Origin of the sequence: Pseudomonas sp. efr-133-TYG-23 (assembly GCF_030209215.1) — a bacterium.
Classification (GTDB): Bacteria; Pseudomonadota; Gammaproteobacteria; order Pseudomonadales; family Pseudomonadaceae; genus Aquipseudomonas; species Aquipseudomonas rhodesiae.
On sequence record NZ_JARVSL010000011.1, the window covers coordinates 63,441 to 82,449 of the forward strand.

General features: G+C 61.9%; 17 protein-coding genes. 9 read left to right on the top strand and 8 right to left on the bottom strand.

Features of this window, described 5'->3' with window-relative positions; translation table 11 throughout:
- The first annotated feature begins 33 nt into the window (after nt 1-33).
- On the top strand, nt 34-465 hold the full coding sequence (locus QRN41_RS06875) for a nuclear transport factor 2 family protein (RefSeq protein WP_167418031.1): 432 nt from the start codon (nt 34-36) through the stop codon (nt 463-465).
- Nucleotides 466-489: 24 nt separating this feature from the next.
- Here the strand turns inward: QRN41_RS06875 and QRN41_RS06880 are convergent, their stop codons facing one another.
- A complete protein-coding gene (locus QRN41_RS06880) occupies nt 490-1,815 on the bottom strand; it encodes an aminotransferase-like domain-containing protein (protein WP_285421381.1) in 1,326 nt (441 codons plus the stop codon).
- A gap of 89 nt (nt 1,816-1,904) precedes the next feature.
- Here QRN41_RS06880 and QRN41_RS06885 point away from each other — a divergent pair, with 89 nt between their 5' ends.
- The 3 genes from QRN41_RS06885 to yghX all read left to right on the top strand — a co-directional run bounded on the left by QRN41_RS06885 (nt 1,905) and on the right by yghX (nt 4,315).
- Nucleotides 1,905-2,789 carry a DMT family transporter gene (locus tag QRN41_RS06885; protein ID WP_123479907.1) on the top strand — a complete coding sequence of 295 codons (885 nt, stop codon included), beginning with the start codon at nt 1,905-1,907 and terminating at the stop codon, nt 2,787-2,789.
- A 99-nt stretch (nt 2,790-2,888) separates the two neighbouring features.
- The gene (locus QRN41_RS06890) at nt 2,889-3,383 is read left to right on the top strand and encodes a PaaI family thioesterase (protein WP_034098181.1); all 495 of its coding nucleotides are present in this window, start codon (nt 2,889-2,891) and stop codon (nt 3,381-3,383) included.
- Nucleotides 3,384-3,427: 44 nt separating this feature from the next.
- Nucleotides 3,428-4,315 carry a YghX family hydrolase gene (gene yghX, locus QRN41_RS06895; RefSeq protein ID WP_034138331.1) on the top strand — a complete coding sequence of 296 codons (888 nt, stop codon included), beginning with the start codon at nt 3,428-3,430 and terminating at the stop codon, nt 4,313-4,315.
- Between the two features lie 93 nt (nt 4,316-4,408).
- Here the strand turns inward: yghX and QRN41_RS06900 are convergent, their stop codons facing one another.
- Together QRN41_RS06900 and QRN41_RS06905 are read right to left on the bottom strand one after the other, a co-directional pair.
- The gene (locus QRN41_RS06900) at nt 4,409-5,593 is read right to left on the bottom strand and encodes a DUF2252 family protein (protein ID WP_034098185.1); all 1,185 of its coding nucleotides are present in this window, start codon (nt 5,591-5,593) and stop codon (nt 4,409-4,411) included.
- Between the two features lie 84 nt (nt 5,594-5,677).
- Nucleotides 5,678-6,556 (bottom strand): LysR family transcriptional regulator, encoded by an 879-nt coding sequence (locus tag QRN41_RS06905; RefSeq protein WP_285421382.1) that lies wholly within the window; start codon nt 6,554-6,556, stop codon nt 5,678-5,680.
- 134 nt (nt 6,557-6,690) lie between these two features.
- Between QRN41_RS06905 and ampC the strand changes: the two genes are divergently transcribed.
- Entirely contained in the window at nt 6,691-7,833 is a 1,143-nt protein-coding gene (ampC, locus tag QRN41_RS06910) for a class C beta-lactamase (RefSeq protein WP_285421383.1), read from the top strand.
- A gap of 28 nt (nt 7,834-7,861) precedes the next feature.
- Here ampC and QRN41_RS06915 read toward each other — a convergent pair whose 3' ends face one another.
- Together QRN41_RS06915 and QRN41_RS06920 are read right to left on the bottom strand one after the other, a co-directional pair.
- On the bottom strand, nt 7,862-9,139 hold the full coding sequence (locus QRN41_RS06915; RefSeq protein ID WP_285421384.1) for an ATP-binding protein: 1,278 nt from the start codon (nt 9,137-9,139) through the stop codon (nt 7,862-7,864).
- Complete coding sequence (locus QRN41_RS06920; RefSeq protein ID WP_285421385.1) at nt 9,140-9,847, bottom strand: winged helix-turn-helix domain-containing protein; 708 nt, start codon at nt 9,845-9,847, stop codon at nt 9,140-9,142.
- Between the two features lie 160 nt (nt 9,848-10,007).
- Here QRN41_RS06920 and QRN41_RS06925 point away from each other — a divergent pair, with 160 nt between their 5' ends.
- Nucleotides 10,008-11,207: an MFS transporter gene (locus tag QRN41_RS06925; RefSeq protein ID WP_285421386.1), complete on the top strand. Its 1,200-nt coding sequence runs from the start codon at nt 10,008-10,010 to the stop codon at nt 11,205-11,207.
- Here the strand turns inward: QRN41_RS06925 and QRN41_RS06930 are convergent.
- The gene (locus QRN41_RS06930; RefSeq protein ID WP_034138336.1) at nt 11,163-11,765 is read right to left on the bottom strand and encodes a MiaE family protein; all 603 of its coding nucleotides are present in this window, start codon (nt 11,763-11,765) and stop codon (nt 11,163-11,165) included. The two genes, QRN41_RS06925 and QRN41_RS06930, sit on opposite strands and share 45 nt — an antisense overlap.
- Before the next feature lie 150 nt (nt 11,766-11,915).
- Here QRN41_RS06930 and uspL point away from each other — a divergent pair, with 150 nt between their 5' ends.
- Nucleotides 11,916-12,779 carry a universal stress protein UspL gene (uspL, locus tag QRN41_RS06935; RefSeq protein WP_167418038.1) on the top strand — a complete coding sequence of 288 codons (864 nt, stop codon included), beginning with the start codon at nt 11,916-11,918 and terminating at the stop codon, nt 12,777-12,779.
- 134 nt (nt 12,780-12,913) lie between these two features.
- Here the strand turns inward: uspL and QRN41_RS06940 are convergent, their stop codons facing one another.
- On the bottom strand, nt 12,914-13,384 hold the full coding sequence (locus tag QRN41_RS06940) for a DUF1289 domain-containing protein (RefSeq protein ID WP_034098199.1): 471 nt from the start codon (nt 13,382-13,384) through the stop codon (nt 12,914-12,916).
- Nucleotides 13,385-13,782: 398 nt separating this feature from the next.
- Here QRN41_RS06940 and acnB point away from each other — a divergent pair, with 398 nt between their 5' ends.
- Nucleotides 13,783-16,392 (top strand): bifunctional aconitate hydratase 2/2-methylisocitrate dehydratase, encoded by a 2,610-nt coding sequence (acnB, locus tag QRN41_RS06945; RefSeq protein ID WP_034098200.1) that lies wholly within the window; start codon nt 13,783-13,785, stop codon nt 16,390-16,392.
- Between the two features lie 122 nt (nt 16,393-16,514).
- On the opposite strand, the gene QRN41_RS06950 is transcribed toward acnB, so the two are convergent.
- A complete protein-coding gene (locus QRN41_RS06950) occupies nt 16,515-17,792 on the bottom strand; it encodes a serine/threonine transporter (RefSeq protein WP_285421387.1) in 1,278 nt (425 codons plus the stop codon).
- Between the two features lie 261 nt (nt 17,793-18,053).
- Here QRN41_RS06950 and QRN41_RS06955 point away from each other — a divergent pair, with 261 nt between their 5' ends.
- Nucleotides 18,054-19,007 carry a 2-hydroxyacid dehydrogenase gene (locus tag QRN41_RS06955; RefSeq protein ID WP_094066589.1) on the top strand — a complete coding sequence of 318 codons (954 nt, stop codon included), beginning with the start codon at nt 18,054-18,056 and terminating at the stop codon, nt 19,005-19,007.
- Nucleotides 19,008-19,009: the final 2 nt, after the last annotated feature.

The following is a 19,009-nucleotide window of genomic DNA, read 5'->3' on the forward strand; positions in this document are numbered from 1 at the left end:
TCGTCTCGCCTCCATAACAATAAGGACCTCTCCATGCAAAACATCAAAGTGCTGATCGGCTTTCTATGTCTGTTCAGCGGCTACGTCGCCGCCGGCCCTGCCGCCGACGACCAGGATGTAGCCCAAGCCGTCGACCACCTGACCCAAGCCATGCTGCATAAAGACATCAAGCAATTGCAGGCCCTCACCGCCGAGAAGCTGACCTACGGCCACTCCAGCGGCAAGATCCAGAACAAACAGGAATTTATCGCCGACATCGAAACCGGCCGCAGCGGCTTCAAGACCCTGGAAATGCAGAAGCAGACCATCACCTTGAACGGCGATACGGCACTGGTGCGCAACCACTTTCACGCCCAAGCGGTGAACAGTGGCATCGAGGTGCCGACCGATATCGAGAACTTCCAGGTTTGGCAGAAGCAAAAAGGCCACTGGCTGCTGATCGGTCGGCAAGCGTTCAAGTTCTGACACACCCGGTGAGCCCAGCGCGGCTCACCACGCCACGATGTTGCGCACCTTGAGCAACGCCTCGCGCAGCGCCGGCATGTCCACCGACCCCAGGGCCAGGCGCAGCGCATGGGGCACATGGGTCGAGACCGCGAACGGCTCGGCGGTGGACACCGACACGCCCTGGCGCTGCAAAGCCATTGCCACTTGATCGGCGCGAGCGTCTTCGGCCAGCGGTAACCACAAAAAATACGAAGACGGATGACAGGTGTAATCCAACCCCTTGAGCACCTGCGCCGCCAGCGCTTGCCGCGCCTTGGCGTCCTCGCGCTTTTGCGCTTCCAACTGAGCCACAGTGCCGTCTTCCAGCCAGCCCACGGCGATGGCGCTCATGATGCCGGGCACGTTCCATGTCGTGGCCATCACCCTGCGTTCAAGCGCGCTGACCCACGCCGGCGGTGCCGCGACAAACCCCACGCGCAAACCGGTAGCGACACTCTTGGATAACCCGCCCACATATACCGTGCGCTCCGGCGCCAGGCTGGCCACGGGCGGCGGTGCGTCTTCGGCGAGAAACGCGTACGCCGCGTCCTCGATGATCATCAGATTGTGCTGGCGGGCGATGTCCACCAACCGCTCGCGCTGCGTCAGGTCCATCACCCAACCGAGTGGGTTATGCAGGGTCGGCATGCTGTACACCGCGCGCACCGGGCGGCGGCGGCACAACTGCTGCAGAGCGTCCAGGTCCGGACCGTAGGCGGTGACCGGCAGAGCAAGGATTTCCAGATGCAGGGTTTCGGCCAGCACCTTGAACCCCGAGTACGTCAGCGCATCGACGGCAATCACATCGCCCGGCTTGAGCAGCGCCATCATGGTCACCGCCAGGCCATGTTGCGCACCGCTGACCACCAGCACCTGTTCGGCCGCCACCGTTAAACCGCGACTAAGCAAGTGCCGAGCGACGGCGGCGCGCTCGTGTATACGGCCGGCGTGGGGCTGGTAACGCAGCAAGGCTTCCAGGTCGCCGGACAGCGCCAACTGGCGCAGAGCCGTGCGCAGCAGGTCGGCCTGGCCGGGCAAGGACGGATAGTTGAAATTCAGATCGAGCAGGCCCGCCGCCACGTTCATCTGCCCACTGCCCTGCCCCGGCGGCAAGGCGATCTCACGGACAAAAGTGCCCCGCCCCGTCTCCCCACTGACCAGGCCCATGGCCTCCAACTCGGTGTACACCCGGCTCGCCGTTGCCAGCGCCAAGCCATGTTCGGCGGCCAACTGACGGTGCGTAGGCAGCCGGGTTCCGGGCGCCAACGCACCTGAGCGGATGGCGTGGGCGAAGCGGTCGACCAGCAGTTTGTAACGGGCTCGCGGCATGGCGGCTGTATCCATGACAATTTTTTGATTGTCCCAATCCTCGCTCCTAGGATGACGCCCACGCAACTTCTCTTTTTCAGGCAGACCTCATGGAACGTTCCCTCGACACCCCGGACACCCGCACCCAGGGCTGGATCAACGGTTTTATCGGCGTGGTGATCTTCAGTGGTTCACTGCCGGCCACGCGCCTGGCAGTGATGGAATTCGATCCAGTGTTCCTGACCGTGATCCGCGCCACCCTAGCCGCGCTGCTGGCGGTGTTGCTGCTACGGGTATTCAAGGAGAAACGCCCCACACGCCAGCAGTGGCTGCCTCTGGCGATCGTCTCGCTGGGCGTGGTGATCGGTTTCCCCCTGCTCACCGCCATGGCGTTGCAATACGTGACCTCCGCCCACTCCATCGTGTTTATCGGCCTGTTGCCGCTGGCCACTGCGGTGTTTGCGGTGTGGCGCGGTGGGGAGCGGCCGCGCCCGGTGTTCTGGTTGTTTTCGCTGCTGGGCAGCGCATTGGTGGTGGGTTACGCCTTGTCGCAGGGCCTGACCGCCGCTCCGGCTGGCGATTTGCTGATGCTGCTGGCGGTGCTGGTGTGCGGCCTGGGATACGCCGAGGGTGCCACGCTGTCGCGCAGCCTCGGCGGTTGGCAGGTGATCTGTTGGGCACTGGTGGTGGCACTGCCAGTGGTGGCGCCGCTGAGCCTTTTACTGGCGCCGTCGAGCGTCTCAGGGATCAGCCTGTCGGCGTGGCTGAGCCTGGGCTACGTGGCGTTGTTCAGCATGCTGATCGGCTTCGTATTCTGGTATCGCGGCCTCGCCCAGGGCGGTATTGCGGCTGTCGGCCAGTTGCAGTTGCTGCAACCGTTCTTCGGCCTGGCGCTGGCGGCTGGATTGCTGCATGAACAGGTCAGCCTGGGCATGCTGCTGGTGACGCTCATGGTGATCGCATGTGTGGCGGGCGCCAGGCGCTTTGCGCGGTGATCCGTCGTCGCGCAGCGGCACCATTAGCTCAGCGTTTTATTCCCATTCGTCGTTTGTCCTGCTAAACAGAGCTATCGCCACAGAATAAAAGGATGCGACATGCACGCCCCTTCACTGCAGGACACTACCGCGCCGGAAGGCGTCTGCTACGGCTGCGGCAGCAGCAACCCCCATGGTTTGCATATCAAGAGCCGCTGGGACGAAGACCGCATCCATGTGATCGCCGAGCATCAGCCCGACGCTCGCTATTGCGGCTGGCCGGACCTGGTCTATGGCGGCCTGATCGCCATGCTGGTGGACTGCCACTCCAACTGGACCGCCATGGCCTATCACTATCAGGCCGAACAGCGCGAACCCGGCAGCCTGCCGCGTATCGACTGCGTCACCGGCAACCTGGGTATCAAATTCATCAAGCCCACCCCCATGGGCGTGCCGCTGACGCTGCGTGCGCGGGTCGAGGGCGAAGTCGGGCGCAAAACCCAGGTAATCTGCGAGGTGTACGCCGGCGATGTGCTCACGGCCATCGGTGATTCGGTGTTCGTGCGCGTCGATACCGGCCAATTGGCTGCCGCTGCCCACGGTCGCAGCGACTGAACCTGGGCTACCCTCACTGCCATCGCTTATTGAGGACTGCACTAATGGAACGTCTGACCGCCAAAGACTTCGCTCCCGAACTGCTGGAACTCTATGACGGCTATGCCCACGGCACGATCAACCGCCGCGAATTTCTCGACCGCGCCGCGCTGTTCACCTTGGGCGGGCTGACCGCATCGGCGCTGCTGGCGGCGCTTAGCCCCAACTATGCCCTAGCCGAACAGGTGAAATTCACTGACCCGGCCATCGTCGCCGACTACATCACCTACCCCTCGCCCCAAGGCCACGGCACGGTACGCGGCTATCTGGTGCGCCCGGCCAATGCCAGCGGCAAACTGCCGGCGGTGGTGGTGGTGCATGAAAACCGTGGCTTGAACCCTTATATCGAAGACGTCGCGCGACGCCTGGCCAAGGCCGGTTTCATCGCCCTGGCGCCGGACGGTCTCACATCGGTGGGCGGCTACCCCGGCAATGACGAAAAAGGCAAAGCGCTGCAAGAGAAAATCGACCCGACCCGCCTGATGAACGACTTCTTCGCCGCCATCGACTGGCTGATGAAACACGACAGCAGCACCGGCAAAGTCGGCATCACCGGTTTCTGCTACGGCGGCGGCGTGACCAATGCGGCGGCGGTGGCCTACCCCGACCTGGGCGCGGCGGTGTCGTTCTACGGGCGCCAACCGGACGCCAAGGACGTCGCGCGTATCAAGGCGCCGATCATGCTGCATTTCGGCGAGCTGGACACGCGAATCAACGAAGGCTGGCCGGCCTATGAGCAAGCGTTGAAAGCGGCCGGGACGACCTATGAGGCGTATATCTACCAGGGCGCCAACCATGGGTTTCACAATGATTCGACACCGCGCTATGACGACGCGGCGGCGAACCTGGCGTGGGAACGCACCTTGGGGTGGTTTCGCAAATACCTGGCGTGAGATCGACTGTCAGCGGGGGCTGCCTGCCGAAAGCTAGCACATGCAACGCTTGTGATGAGCAGGCTTGCCCTGCTCATCACGGCACGCTGAGGATCAGTGCTCCAGGGCATATCGCCGGCAATGGTTGAGGTAGCCTTGTTCATGGCTGCCCACCAGTTGCACCACGCTCGTCCATAGCCATGACGGCGCATCCAGTTGTCGGGTGCGGTTTTCCTGGAGCACTGCCATCCATGCTTTGCGGGTGGCGCGATCCATCTGGCGGGCGTGGGCGATGCCGACTACGCGGGCCAGATAACCGGCAGCGTGCATGGCATCGGTTTCGCTCAGTTCATCCAGCTCCAACTTCATGTCCTGGGGCAGCAGTTCCCGGATAAAAAAGCCGTGATCCAGAAAACGCGTCGCCACCATGCGCTCGCCCAATCCTGGCGATAGATGGCGTGCGCCTTCGACCACGCGACGACCATTGTCCCGAGGCATCTTCGCCCGCGGCGCTCGGGGTGCGGCCGCGCCCACGGCTTCCTTGATATCGATCAGGCAGTATTCCTGATCATCTTTGTCACCCACGCCGAGCAATACCGCATAGCGCATCAGGCCAAGGGAACTGCAGCCTTTTACCCAATACGCGGAGTCCAGCAGTTCAACCTTGGCATCCTTTGGCCGACCTTTGAGCGAGGTGACCAACTGTTGAATGTCATCCGAGGCGCAGACGTGCTCCAACGCGCTTTTTTCCGCGCGCGACAGCGACCAGAAGTGTTTGCCCAAGGGGATCGTCGGCCGCACGCTTTCGATCCGTTCCCGCGCCAGGTTTTTCCACGTGCGCGCCACCGCGCTGCGCATGCCGGCCTTGACCTGGGAGGGGCGCGGCGGGGCTTCATCCGGCTTGTCTTTGAAGGCTTGCTCGTAACCCAGCATCATTTCTTCGAGCATGCGCGCAGTGGTCACACCTGGCAGGTCCGAACCCCGCGCGGCGGTGGCCAGGGACAGGGCCAGGCGCACCAGATCATGGGCCGGGTTGCCGATCACCGTTTGGTCAAGGTCGCGGATATGCATGTCGATACGGCCGTTGTTGTCGCCGGTCGGGCCCAGGTTGCCGGCGTGGCAGTCGCCGCAGATCCAGATCGCCGGTCCATGGGGCAAGCGGCGCCCCGGCAGGCTGTGCAGCCACTCGTAAAACTGTACGGTGCTGCCGCGCACGTAGGCGTGAGCCGAGCGCGCCATCTTCAGATTGCGCAGTTGAGTCAGGTGCGGCATGCGAGCGGAGGGGCGTGGAATTTTCATGAACAGCCTCAGGTGGGGACACAGTAGATCGCAGCGCCCGAGAGAATGTTTCATTTTGTTTCAAGATGATGGCATTAGGACAGTTCAGACGTCGCCGGATTGCACTTGCAACCACTCCTTGAACGCCAGCATTGCCGAGGTTTCGGCGCGCGATTGCAGGCGTGTCAGCCAGTAACTGCCGGTGTTGATGCCGACATCGAACGGCTGGCGGATCAGATCGTTCTCCAGTTGCCGCGTGAACATCAGCGCCGGTGCCAACGCAACGCCGATGCCTTGCAGCGCCGCATCCATCATCGCCAGGGAGGAGTCGAACACGATGCTGCGCGGCACCAGGGTGTCGACGGGCAAACCCGCAGCGTGAAACCACAGGCTCCACTCATCGGCGCGATAGGAGCGCAGCAGCGTGTGTTTCAACAGGTCGTATGGCGTATGCAGTTGCTCGGCGATCGCGGGAATGCACAGCACCGTCAGCGGCGCTTCCAGCAGATGGCAGGCATCGGTGCCATGCCAGGCGCCGGCGCCGAAGCGTACTGCGTAGTCCAACCCCTCGGCAGCCACGTCGACACGGTTGTTATGGGTGGACAAGCGCAAGTCGATAAGCGGGTAGCGGGCCTGGAAGTCGGCCAGGCGCGGCAACAGCCAACCTACCGCGAAGGTGCCCACCGCGCCCACAGTCAGCACTTCGCGGTAATGCCCGCCTTCGAACTGGCCCAAAGTCTGGGCAATGCGATCGAAGGATTCACGCAGCACCGGCAGCAGGGTTTCGCCTTCGCGGGTGAGCATCAGCCCGCGCGGCAAGCGTTTGAACAAGGTCACATTGAGTTGCGCCTCCAGGCTTTTCACCTGATGGCTGACCGCCGCCTGGGTCACGCACAGTTCAATGGCGGCGCGGGTGAAGCTCAAGTGCCGGGCCGAGGCTTCGAAGGCGCGCAAGGCATTGAGGGGCAGATGGGAACGCAACATGGGTTTGAGCCCCAATTTTTCTAATGGCAGGTGCGAGATATGATCGTTTGTCGACCGAATGAAATCCACCTAGATTTGCGGCGCCTGCGCAGGCCTTTATTGCTATCGCGACACTTATAGGGAAGCCAACCACCATGCGTCACTACGCACACACCCTCGTTCTTTCTGCACTGCTGCTCGGCGCGGGCAGCTGCATCGCCAGTACCGACCTGCGCCCCGTGGTAAACGCCAGCATTGAGCCGCTGATGCGCCAGCAAGGCATCACCGGCCTTTCGGTCGCCGTAATTCACCAAGGCCAGGTGCAATACTTTAATTACGGCCTTGCCTCCCGAGAAACCCAACAACCGGTCAGCGAAAACACGCTATTTGAAGTGGGTTCGGTCAGTAAAACCTTCGCCGCCACCCTGGGCGGCTACGCCCAAGCCACCGGCAAACTCACGCTATCGGACAAGGCCAGCCAGCACCTGCCGGCCCTCAAGGGTAGCGCGTTCGAGCAGATCAGCCTGTTGCAACTGGCCACCTACACCGCCGGCGGTTTGCCGTTGCAGTTCCCCCAAGCCGCTGACACTGCAGGCGGCATGCTCAACTACTTCCAGCACTGGAAACCCACCTATGCGCCCGGCGCACAGCGGTTGTATTCCAACCCCAGCATCGGTCTGTTCGGTTATCTGGCGGCGCAAAGCCTACAACAACCGTACAACGTCGCCATGGAGCAAACACTGCTGCCCAAACTGGGCCTGAAACACACCTATGTGAACGTGCCAAAGGCGCAAATGGCCCTTTACGCCCAAGGCTATGACAAACAGGACAAACCCGTGCGCGTCAGCCCCGGCGCGCTGGACAGCGAAGCCTATGGCATCAAGACCAGCGCCCACGACCTCGCACGCTACGTCCTGGCGAACATGCACCCGCAAACCCTGGAACAGCCGCTGCAACAGGCCATCGCCACCACCCATAGCGGTTATTACCGCGTGGACGGCATGACCCAGGCCCTGGGCTGGGAGTACTACCCCCACCCCATTTCGCTGCAAGCGTTGATCGACGGCAACTCCACGCCCATGGCCCTGCAACCCCATGCAGCCAGCTGGTTCACCCAGCCCCAGGCGCAACCGGCCAATGTGCTGTACAACAAAACCGGTTCCACCGGCGGGTTTGGCGCCTACGTGGCGTACGTACCGAGCCAGGACAACGGCGTGGTGATCCTGGCGAACAGGAACTACCCGAACGCCGAACGGGTGAAAGTGGCACATGCGATCTTGAGTGCACTGGCCCCATAAGGCACTCGGGCGGGCGTGGTTCTGCGGGTTATTCGGCGTACGCCCAGGTCATGCGAAACGATGCCCCGCCCCATTCCGAATCTCGCACCTCGACCTGCCCGCCGTGCCACTGTGACACCCGCTGCACCAAGGCCAGCCCAAGGCCGAAGCCTCCGGTGCGGCGGTCGCGGCTGGCGTCCAGGCGCATGAAGGGTTGGAAGATTTTCGCGCGGCCGTCCTCAGGCACGCCGGGGCCGTCGTCACACACGCGCACTTCATAACCGTTACCGAATGCGAGCAATGACACGTGCACCCGGCGTTCGGCGTAACGAATGGCGTTGCGCAACAGGTTGATCACCGCGCGGGCCATAAAGCGCGGTTCGATCTGGATAAAATCCACCTCGCACACGCGCAACGATAACTGCACACCGGCCGCTTCGGCCTCCAGCGCCACGCTGCCGATCACGCTGTCGAGCCAGCTGTGGGCTTCGATGCGCTCGCGGGTGACCTGGGTGGCGCCGCGTTCCAGGCTGGCGTAGGTGAGCAACTCCGAGACCATCTCTTCCAGTTCGCCGAGGTCTGCGTACATGTCGGCAATCAGTTCGCTGCGTTGGCGCGGGTCGGCCTGTTGCTTGAGCTGGTCGAGCTCGAACGACAACCGCGCAATCGGTGTACGCAATTCGTGGGACACGGCGTTAGTGAGTTCGCGCTGATTGGCGATCAGGCTTTCGATGCGTTCGGCCATCTGGTTGAAGTGGCCGGCCAGCTCACGCACGGTGGAGCGGCGCGGCAGCAGGATGCGTGAGCCCAGGTCGTTATCGCCGAAACGCTGGGCAGCCAGGCGGATGTGTTCCAGGTCGCGCCAATGCGGGCGCACCCAAAAATACAGCACAAGGGCCAGGCACACCCCGAGAAGGCCATAGGCCCATAGGTACAGCCATTTGGGCTCTTCCGGCAGTTTGATCTCCAGCAACTGCGGGCCAGCGTCGATAGCGGCGAGGAACTCCTTGAAGTCGCCACGCACCACCAGCAGCCCCTGAGCCAGCAGCGCTTGCTCTCGGGAGGTGAGCGCCTGGGTGTCTCTGCGCACCAATTGCAGACGCAGCCCATAGTGCGCTTGCAGTTCGGCGAGCCGGGCCTGGCGCTGTGCACTGGGTAATGGCCGCAGTTGTTCGACCACGCCATACGCCGGGCCACGCATGGCCTCGCGGTTGTAGGTTTCGTTGGCGTCGGGCAGCAGCTCGTCGAAGGTGTAGTTGACCAGCCAGATTGCGCCTGCCAGCCCCAACGCCAGGATCAGATACAAACGCAGGTATAGCCGCAGCACCTAGACCTCCCACGCAAATGGATTGAACAGGTAGCCCTTGCCCCAGATGGTCTTGATGCACACCGGTTCGCGGGGGTTGTCGTTGAGCTTGGCGCGCAGCTTGCTGATGTACACGTCGACACTGCGGTTGAGGCCATCGAAAGCGATGCCGCGCATACGGTTGAGGATGTCATCGCGCGACAGGATGCTGCCAGCGTTGCTGGCCAGCAGCCAGAGCAGCTCGAACTCCATGGTGGTCAGGTCGATGCGCTCGCCCCCCAGGCTAACCACCCGGCAACTGCGGTCGATGGCCAACCGGCCAAACGCTAGGGCTCCGCGCACCGTAGGCTCCGGCGCCTGGCGGCGTTGCAATGCACGCAGGCGCGCCAGCAGCACCGGTGGTTTGATCGGTTTGATCACGTAGTCGTCGGCACCGGACTCCAAGCCCAGGATATGGTCCAGATCGTCCTCTTTGGCGGTGAGGATCACGATGGGCGTGTCCGACACCCGGCGGATCTCGCGACACACCTGCAAGCCACTCTGGCCCGGCAGCATCAAATCGAGCACCACCATCTTTGGCGTGAAGTCTAGAAAGGCCGTCAGGGCCTCGTCGCCCCGGTGTACCACGCGCACGTCAAAGCCATGCTGCGACAAAAAATGTGCGATCAGCCCTGCCAGCCGCTCGTCGTCCTCGACAAGCAGGACCTTGCCCAGCCCCAGGTTTTCCATAGGTTCTCAGTTGCAAACGGCGATTGATTGAAGAGCGCGCAGTATAGGTGGCAAGCTGCACCACTTGAGCGGCCGGCCAGCTTCGATAAGCCAAGCTTCATGTTTTTAAGAGTTTTTAACAAATAGGCCGCAGTTTTTAACGCCATCCACAGGGAGTTGTATGCGCAAAGATTACCTGGCGTTCTTTGTGTCGCTGTTCCTGTCGCGGCTGGCGGACCAGATTCTGTTGTTTATCGTACCGCTGCTCGTATTCCAGACCACCGGCAGCGTGGCGTGGGCGGGCCTTGCGTTTTTTGTCGAGTCCCTGCCGCGCTACCTGGCATTTCCGGTGTGCGGCGCGTTGTGCGACAAGTTTTCGCCGCTGCGGATGTTGCATATCAGCCAGGTCTATCGGGCATTGGCATGTGCGGTCGCGGTGGCGCTGTATGGGTTGTTCGATGGGATTTATTGGTTGGTGATCCTGTCGGCCCTGTGCGGGGTGCTGACGACCCTGGGCATTATGGCGCGGGAAGTCGTGATGCCCCATGGCTTCGCACAGTACAGCTACGCCAAGACGTTGTCCTATTCACAGATCGCCGATCAGAGCGGGCTGGTGCTCGGTCCGCTGCTGGCGGCGCTGCTGCTGGAAATATGGAGCTGGCCATGGGTGGTAGCAGGCGTGGCCGGGCTGTTTGTGCTGGCCGATCTGGCCATGCTGATCTGGCAACGCCACACCTCGATGGGCCTGCCCAGTCATGCGCAGCATTCCGACATCTGGCTGCAACCGCTGCGTATCGCCTTGGGCCACATCGGCCGCCTGGCGGCGCTGAAGCGCATCATTATTCTGGCGGTCGGCGTCAACCTGATCGTCGGTGTCACGCTGGCGACCTCGGCGGCATTGGTTACCGGCCAGTTCGCCGCGGGCAAGGACACCTACGCCCTGCTCCAGGCTGGCGGGGCGCTGGTCACCATTGCGATTCTGTTCTACCAGGCCCGCGCCACGTTACCCTTGAAGCTGATGGGTGGGCTGGGGTATTCGATGATTGCAATCGGTGCGCTGATCACCGCGATCAGCCCTGCTGTGTGGGTCTATACCGTGGGTTTCCTGCTGATCACCGGCTTCGACAAGATGTTCAACGTGTACCTGCGCAGCACCCGCCAGCGGGTGATCCCGGTTCAGGATTTCGGCAAGACGGTGGGAGTGATCACCCTGCTCAACAACCTGGCGCAACCCGTGGCGGGCTTGGCGATTGCGCTGTTGGCTACGCCCCTGGGCACGCAAAGGGTGATCCTGTTACTAACCGGGATCACCGCGCTGATCGGCCTGGCGGTCGCCTCAGGCTGGCACGCCACTGTGAAAGCGGAACTCGACGTCGGGTGACTCGATCAGCTCTTGCTCGGCCGCCCTTACCCGCTCGATCACGTGGGCGATATCCTTGGCATCGCCATATTGGTAGGCCAGCTTCAAGTACCCCTGAAAGTGCCGGGCCTCGCTTTTGAGCAGACCGAAGTAGAACTTGCCGAGCTCGTCGTCCAGATGGGGCACCAGCGCTTCGAAACGCTCGCAACTACGCGCCTCGATAAACGCGCCGACCACCAGGGTATCCACCAATTTGACCGGCTCATGGCTGCGCACCACTTTGCGCAGTCCCGAGGCATAGCGCCCGGCGTGCAGCTGGCGCAGTTCGACCTTGCGCTTTTTCATCAGGCGCATGACCTGCTCGTGATGCACCAACTCTTCCCGGGCCAGGCGCGACATCATATTGATCAGGTCAACATGGGCGTGGTACTTGGCCATCAGGCTCAGTGCCGTACTGGCAGCCTTGAATTCACAGTTCTTGTGGTCGATCAACAGGGTGTCCTGATCGGCCAATGCGGCCTGGACCCAGGCGTCAGGGGTACGGCAACCGAGGAATTCGTGGATATCGGGCAGGTTCATCGGGCTCACGGGCAAAGGATCACAAAAGGGCGCCGATTATACCGACCGTGCCGCAGACCACCAGCCACCGGGCTTGATGTGCATCAACATGACGCCCGGCGCGGAGCAACTATAGTTGTGACACCCCCCTTGTTTCCGGAGAAACCGACCATGCATGACGTCCGCAGCATCCTGGTGGTCCTTGAAACCGAACATTCCGAGAGCCTGGCCCTCAAGCGTGCCAAGCTGATCGCCGGGGTGACCGGGGCGCATCTGCATCTGTTGGTGTGCGACCGCAAACACGAGCACTCCGCGCTGCTCAGCGTACTCAAAGCGAGCCTGACCGAAGAAGGCTACAGCGTGACCACCGAACAGGCCTGGAACGATAGCCTGCATGACACCGTCATCGCGGTGCAGCAGGCTGAAGGCTGTGGTTTGGTGATCAAGCAGCACTACCCTGATAGCCCGCTGAAAAAGGCCCTGCTGACACCGACAGACTGGAAATTGCTGCGCTACTGCCCCGCGCCGGTGCTGCTGGTCAAAACCGCCACACCGTGGGCCGGCAAAGTGATCCTGGCCGCCATCGATGTGGGCAACAGCGATGTGGAGCACCGCTCGCTGCACCATTCGATCATTGACCATGGCTTCCGCATCGCCAGCTTGGCGAAGGCGCAGTTGCATGTGATCAGCGCCCACCCGTCACCGATGTTGTCGGCGGCAGACCCCACGTTCCAGCTCAAGGAAACCATCGAGGCACGGTATCGCGCGCAGTGCCAAGCCTTCCAGGCCGAATTCGATGTGGACGATACCCACCTGCATATCGAAGAAGGCCCGGCGGATGTGCTGATTCCACATATGGCCAGCAAGCTGCAAGCGGCGGTGACCATTATCGGCACCGTGGCGCGCACCGGCCTGACCGGCGCATTGATAGGCAACACCGCGGAGGTGGTGCTGGATAAAGTGGAAAGCGATGTGCTGGTGCTCAAACCGGAGACGTTGATGGATCAGTTGCAAGAGCTGGCTGCCAAGGACTGACGCCAACTTCCAAGACAACTGAGATCCAAAGTGGGAGGGGGCTTGCCCCCGAAAGCAACCTGTCAGTTGCAACCTGTGTTAACTGACAGATTGCTTTCGGGGCAAGCCCCCCTCTCATATTTGGAATTGCGCTGTCAGTCAGCCAGCGCATCGTTCAGGAAAGCCGGCGCGATATAGCGCTGGTAGTGGGCCTCGGACAGGATAAAAAACTCACGGTCGATAGCATCGCGCAGTTCCGGCAGGGCCCAGTCACGAAACTCCGGCAACAGCACCATGCCATAGGCCTCCAGATTGGAAATCACCCGCGCTCCGCGAGCAATCAACTGATACGCCCAGCAGTACTCGGACTGGTGCGGCACGAAACGGATCTTGCGCTGTTCCAGTTGCCAGCGCAGTTTCTGCGGGTCGAATACTTCAAGCTTGCCGGCCATCACCTGCACCAGCAACTGCTCCAAGCGCAGCCATACCGCGCGCTTTGCCTCCTCGTCGTAACCGTTCCACTGGATCACTTCGTGATGGAAACGCTTGCAGCCGCGGCACACGAGATCGCCGTAGACCGTGGAGCACAGACCGACGCAGGGGGTCTTGATGGTTGAGTTGGACATGGGCGGCAACACGCAAATCAGCGAAACAGTGCGCCATGTTAGCCCTTTGTCTAAGCTCGATCACCCGGCAAACGTGACATGGCAACTTACCTTTAGTTTTTTTTTGCCGTAGAATCATCCGGCCTTGTAAGGCGCCAATAATCCGCTGGAAGCTGTTTTCAAAGCGTCACGAGCACAGTCGTTCCTTCAGAACGGTGTTGGCGATGGTGAATGACCCGGTAGGTCGAGCATCAGCGCCAACCCTCATCAGCTCCGTTCTGCAGGCGTAAAACTTTGAAAGCAGCTTCTGTAAGGAATGCCGGCAGCGCTGGCTTTGCGGCCCAAAAAGCCCCCGAGCGCATGCGTGCCGTTCATTTCTGGATGAGCGTCCCGTGGGACCACTGATGAGGGTAATAACTGTGCTTGAAGCCTACCGCAAACATATCGAAGAGCGTGCAGCCCTGGGTATCGTTCCCCAGCCGCTTAACGCCGAACAAACCGCAGGCCTGGTCGAGCTGCTGAAGAATCCTCCGGCTGGCGAAGAAGAATTCCTCGTTGACCTGATCACCAACCGCATTCCACCAGGTGTTGACGAAGCTGCCTACGTCAAGGCCGGTTTCCTGTCTGCCCTGGCCAAGGGCGAAGCCACTTCCCCCCTGATCGACAAGAAGCGCGCCGTTGAACTGCTTGGCACCATGCAAGGCGGCTACAACATCGTGACCCTGGTCGAGCTGCTTGACGACGCCGAGCTGGCACCTGTTGCCGCCGCTCAACTCAAGCACACCCTGCTGATGTTCGATGCGTTCCACGACGTGGCAGAAAAAGCCAAGAACGGTAACGAACACGCCAAAGCGGTGCTGCAGTCCTGGGCCGACGGCGAGTGGTTCAAGAACCGCCCGACCCTGGCCGACAAGATCAGCCTGCGCGTGTTCAAGGTCACCGGCGAAACCAACACCGACGACCTGTCCCCTGCCCCGGACGCCTGGTCCCGCCCTGATATCCCGCTGCACGCCCTGGCCATGCTGAAAATGGCGCGCGAAGGCATCGTGCCGGACGAGCAAGGCAAGACCGGCCCCATGAAGCAGATCGAAGAGATGCGCGGCCAAGGTTTCCCGATCGCCTACGTCGGTGACGTGGTCGGTACCGGTTCGTCGCGTAAATCCGCTACCAACTCCGTGCTGTGGTTCTTCGGCGACGACGTGCCTTACGTACCGAACAAGCGTGCCGGTGGTTTCTGCTTCGGCAGCAAGATCGCTCCGATCTTCTACAACACCATGGAAGATGCCGGCGCACTGCCAATCGAGTTCGACGTCACCAACATGCACATGGGCGACGTGATCGACCTGTACCCGCATGCTGGCAAAGTCTGCAAGCACGGCACCGATGAAGTCCTGACCACCTTCGAAATGAAGACGCCGGTGCTGTTGGACGAAGTCCGCGCCGGCGGCCGTATCCCGCTGATCATTGGCCGTGGCCTGACCGACAAGGCCCGTGCCGAGCTGGGCCTGGGCCCGACCGATCTGTTCAAGCTGCCAGAAGCCCCGGTCGATACCGGCAAAGGCTTCACCCTGGCACAGAAGATGGTCGGCAAGGCGTGCGGCCTGCCGGAAGGCAAAGGCGTGCGTCCAGGCACCTACTGCGAACCGAAGATGACCACCGTAGGTTCTCAGGACACCACCGGTCCGATGACCCGTGACGAACTGAAAGACCTGGCGTGCCTGGGCTTCTCCACCGATCTGGTGATGCAGTCGTTCTGCCACACCGCGGCCTATCCAAAGCCGATCGACGTGACCACCCACCACACGCTGCCTGACTTCATCATGACCCGTGGCGGTGTATCGCTGCGTCCGGGCGACGGCATCATCCACAGCTGGCTGAACCGCATGCTGCTGCCGGACACCGTAGGCACCGGCGGTGACTCCCACACCCGTTTCCCGATGGGCATCTCGTTCCCAGCCGGTTCCGGTCTGGTCGCGTTCGCCGCCGCCACCGGCGTCATGCCGCTGGACATGCCGGAATCGATCCTGGTGCGCTTCAAAGGCAAAATGAAACCCGGCATCACCCTGCGTGACCTGGTTCATGCCATTCCTTACTACGCGATCCAGGCTGGCCTGTTGACCGTAGAGAAGAAAGGCAAGAAAAACGCCTTCTCCGGCCGCATCCTGGAAATCGAAGGTCTGAACGACCTGACCCTGGAGCAAGCGTTCGAGCTGTCCGACGCCTCGGCCGAACGTTCGGCTGCCGGTTGCACCATCAAGCTGTCCAAAGAGTCCATCACCGAGTACCTGAACTCCAACATCACCCTGCTGCGCTGGATGATCGGCGAAGGCTACGGCGATGCACGCACCCTGGAACGTCGCGCCCAAGCGATGGAAGCCTGGGTCGCCAACCCGGAGCTGATGGAAGCCGATGCCGACGCCGAATACGCCGAAATCATCGAGATCGACCTGGCCGAGATCAACGAGCCGATCCTCTGCGCACCGAACGACCCGGACGATGCCCGTCTGCTGTCCAGCGTTGCCGGCGAGAAGATCGACGAAGTGTTCATCGGTTCGTGCATGACCAACATCGGTCACTTCCGCGCTGCCGGTAAGTTGCTGGAACAGGTCAAGGGTCAGCTGCCAACCCGTCTGTGGCTGTCGCCGCCGACCAAGATGGACGCTCACCAACTGACCGAAGAAGGCTACTACGGCATCTACGGCAAGGCTGGCGCACGCATGGAAATGCCGGGCTGCTCGCTGTGCATGGGTAACCAGGCACGGGTAGAACCGAACTCCACCGTGGTGTCGACGTCGACCCGTAACTTCCCGAACCGTCTGGGTGACGGCGCGAACGTCTACCTGGCTTCGGCTGAGCTGGCGGCTGTCGCTTCCACCCTGGGTCGCCTGCCGACCGTCGAGGAGTACATGGGCTACGCGGCCAAGCTGGACACCATGGCCAGCGACGTCTACCGCTACCTGAACTTCGACCAGATCGCCGAGTTCCGCAAGATCGCGGCCAGCGCCAACATCCCGGTGCTGCAAGCCTAACGGTGTGTTGATGTGAAAAACGCCGCGTATCGCAAGGTACGCGGCGTTTTTTTGTGCCTGGAATAAGCCATTGGTGCCAAGACAAAACAATGGCGGGAGAGGACCAGCCCCTCCCACACCACTTAAGCCATCAGCGAATAGACCAACGCCGTAATCGCCACCAGACCAACCGCCGTGACAAACACGTTGGACGCCTGCCCACGGTATTTGGCCATGGCCGGCACTTTGCGGATAGCGTACATCGGCATCAGGAACAGGATCGACGCAATCACCGGGCCGCCGAGGGTCTCGATCATGCCGAGGATGCTGGGGTTGAGCGTGGCGACGATCCAGCACACCACCAGCATGAAGGCGGCAGTCATAAGGTCCAGGGTCTTGGCGGCCGGGCGGCGACCGGTTTTAAGCACCAAGCCCTTGAGGCCTTCACTGGCACCGATGTAGTGCCCCAGGAACGACTTGGCGATTGCCACGAACGCGATCAGCGGCGCGGCGAACGCGATGGTCGGGTTGTTGAAGTGGTTGGCCAGGTACGACAGGATCGACAGGTTCTGCGCCTTGGCTTCGGCCAACTGGGCCGGCGACAGGGTCAGTACGCAACTGAACACGAAAAACAGCACCATCGCCACCATCAATAGGTGCGCGCGGGACAGGATCTGCGAGCTGCGCTCATCGGCATTGGCGCCGTATTGGCGCTTCTGATCCACCGCGAACGCCGAAATGATCGGCGAGTGGTTGAACGAGAACACCATCACCGGAATCGCCAGCCACAGCGTATTGAGCAACGCCGACGGCGCCGGCACCTCGCGGGCGGTGCTGAGGATGCCGCCGGTCCAGTGCGGCACCAGGTACACCGCCAGAAACAGCAAGGCGACGATAAACGGATACACCATCAGGCTCATGGCCTTGACGATGAACTGCTCGCCGCAGCGCACCACGGCCAGCAGGCCCAGGATCAGCACGAACGACAGGATCGCCCGTGGCGGCGGCAGGATGTGCAGTTGGTGCTCCATAAAACTGCCGACGGTGTTGGTCAGCGCCACGCTGTAGATCAGCAGGATCGGGAAAATCGCGAAGAAGTACAGCAACGTGATCAACGCCCCGGCCTTGATACCAAAATGCTCTTCCACCACGTCGGTAATGTCGGAGCCTTCACGACCGGACAGCACGAACCGCGTCAGGCCACGGTGGGCGAAGAACGTCATCGGGAATGCCAGCAGCGCCAGGATCACCAGGGGCCAGAAGCCGCCCAGCCCTGCGTTGATCGGCAAGAACAAAGTACCGGCGCCAATGGCGGTACCGAACAGGCCGAGCATCCAGGTGGTGTCCTGGCGGCTCCAGCGCGTGAGGGTTGCAGGTGTCGTTGCATAGCGTTCGTCGACGCTATTGGCCTGATCATTCATCCAGTCGGATCTCCGCATTTACACGGCCGGGACGAGTCAGAAAAACCTGACAGGCAGCGCCCCGATCGTAGAAGGGGCCGGATTGTCCGGGATTCTCGTGAAGAAGCAAAGACTTAGCTGAGGAATGGTTGACCGGTGCAGCCGCAAACAGTCACGAACTTGCCCGATCCCACGAGCAGTAAATTTTCCTTCCCGATAAAACGCTCTGTCTTACAAATCCAGCATACTGGTCCTGTCTACCCTCCAAGGAAGAGCCTTGCGATGACCACCACTGTTCTGGTCCTGGTTGAAACCATCAACGACTACCTGCCCATCATCGAAAGCAACGACTTTCATGTGATCCTGGCGCCGACGCCCGCCGAACGCGCTCACGCCATCAAAGCCCACGGCGGGCAGATCCAGGCCGTCCTGACCCGTGGCCCATTGGGTCTGTACGCCGAAGAAATCGCCGCCTTGCCACAGTTGGAGATCATCTGCGTGATCGGCGCCGGTTATGAACACGTCGACCTGCAAGCCGCCAGCAATCGCGGGATCGTGGTCACCAACGGCGCCGGCGTGAATGCACCGTCGGTGGCCGACCACGCCATGGCGCTGTTGCTGTCACTGGTACGCGGTATCCCGCAGAACGACGCCGCCGTGCGGCGCGGCGAGTGGCCCAAAGTGATGCGCCCATCCCTGGGCGGCAAACACCTGGGCATTCTCGGGCTCGGCGCCGTCGGCCTGGAGATCGCCAAACGCGCGGCCTTGGGCTTTGGCATGGAGATCAGTTACCACAATCGCCAACCTCGGGATGACGTGGACTACACCTACTGCGCCACGGCCCTGGATCTGGCGCGCACCGCAGACTTCTTGATCCTGGCCACGCCCGGCGGCGACGGCACCCGGCACCTGATCGACCGGCGCGTACTGGACGCCCTCGGCCCCCATGGCTATTTGGTGAACATCGGACGTGGCAGCGTGGTGGTCACCGCCGACCTGATTGCCGCCCTCGAACAGCGGCGCATCGGCGGTGCGGCGCTGGATGTGTTCGACGACGAACCCAAGGTGCCCGACGCCCTCAAGCGCCTGGGCAATACCGTACTCACCTCCCATGTCGCCGGGCTGTCGCCCGAGGCCGCCCATGACACCGTGCAGCGCGTGGCCGACAATCTGGTGGAGTATTTCGCCGGGCGCCCGGTGCTCACCCCGGTCGCCCTGCCCCCGCCCGTAAAATGACC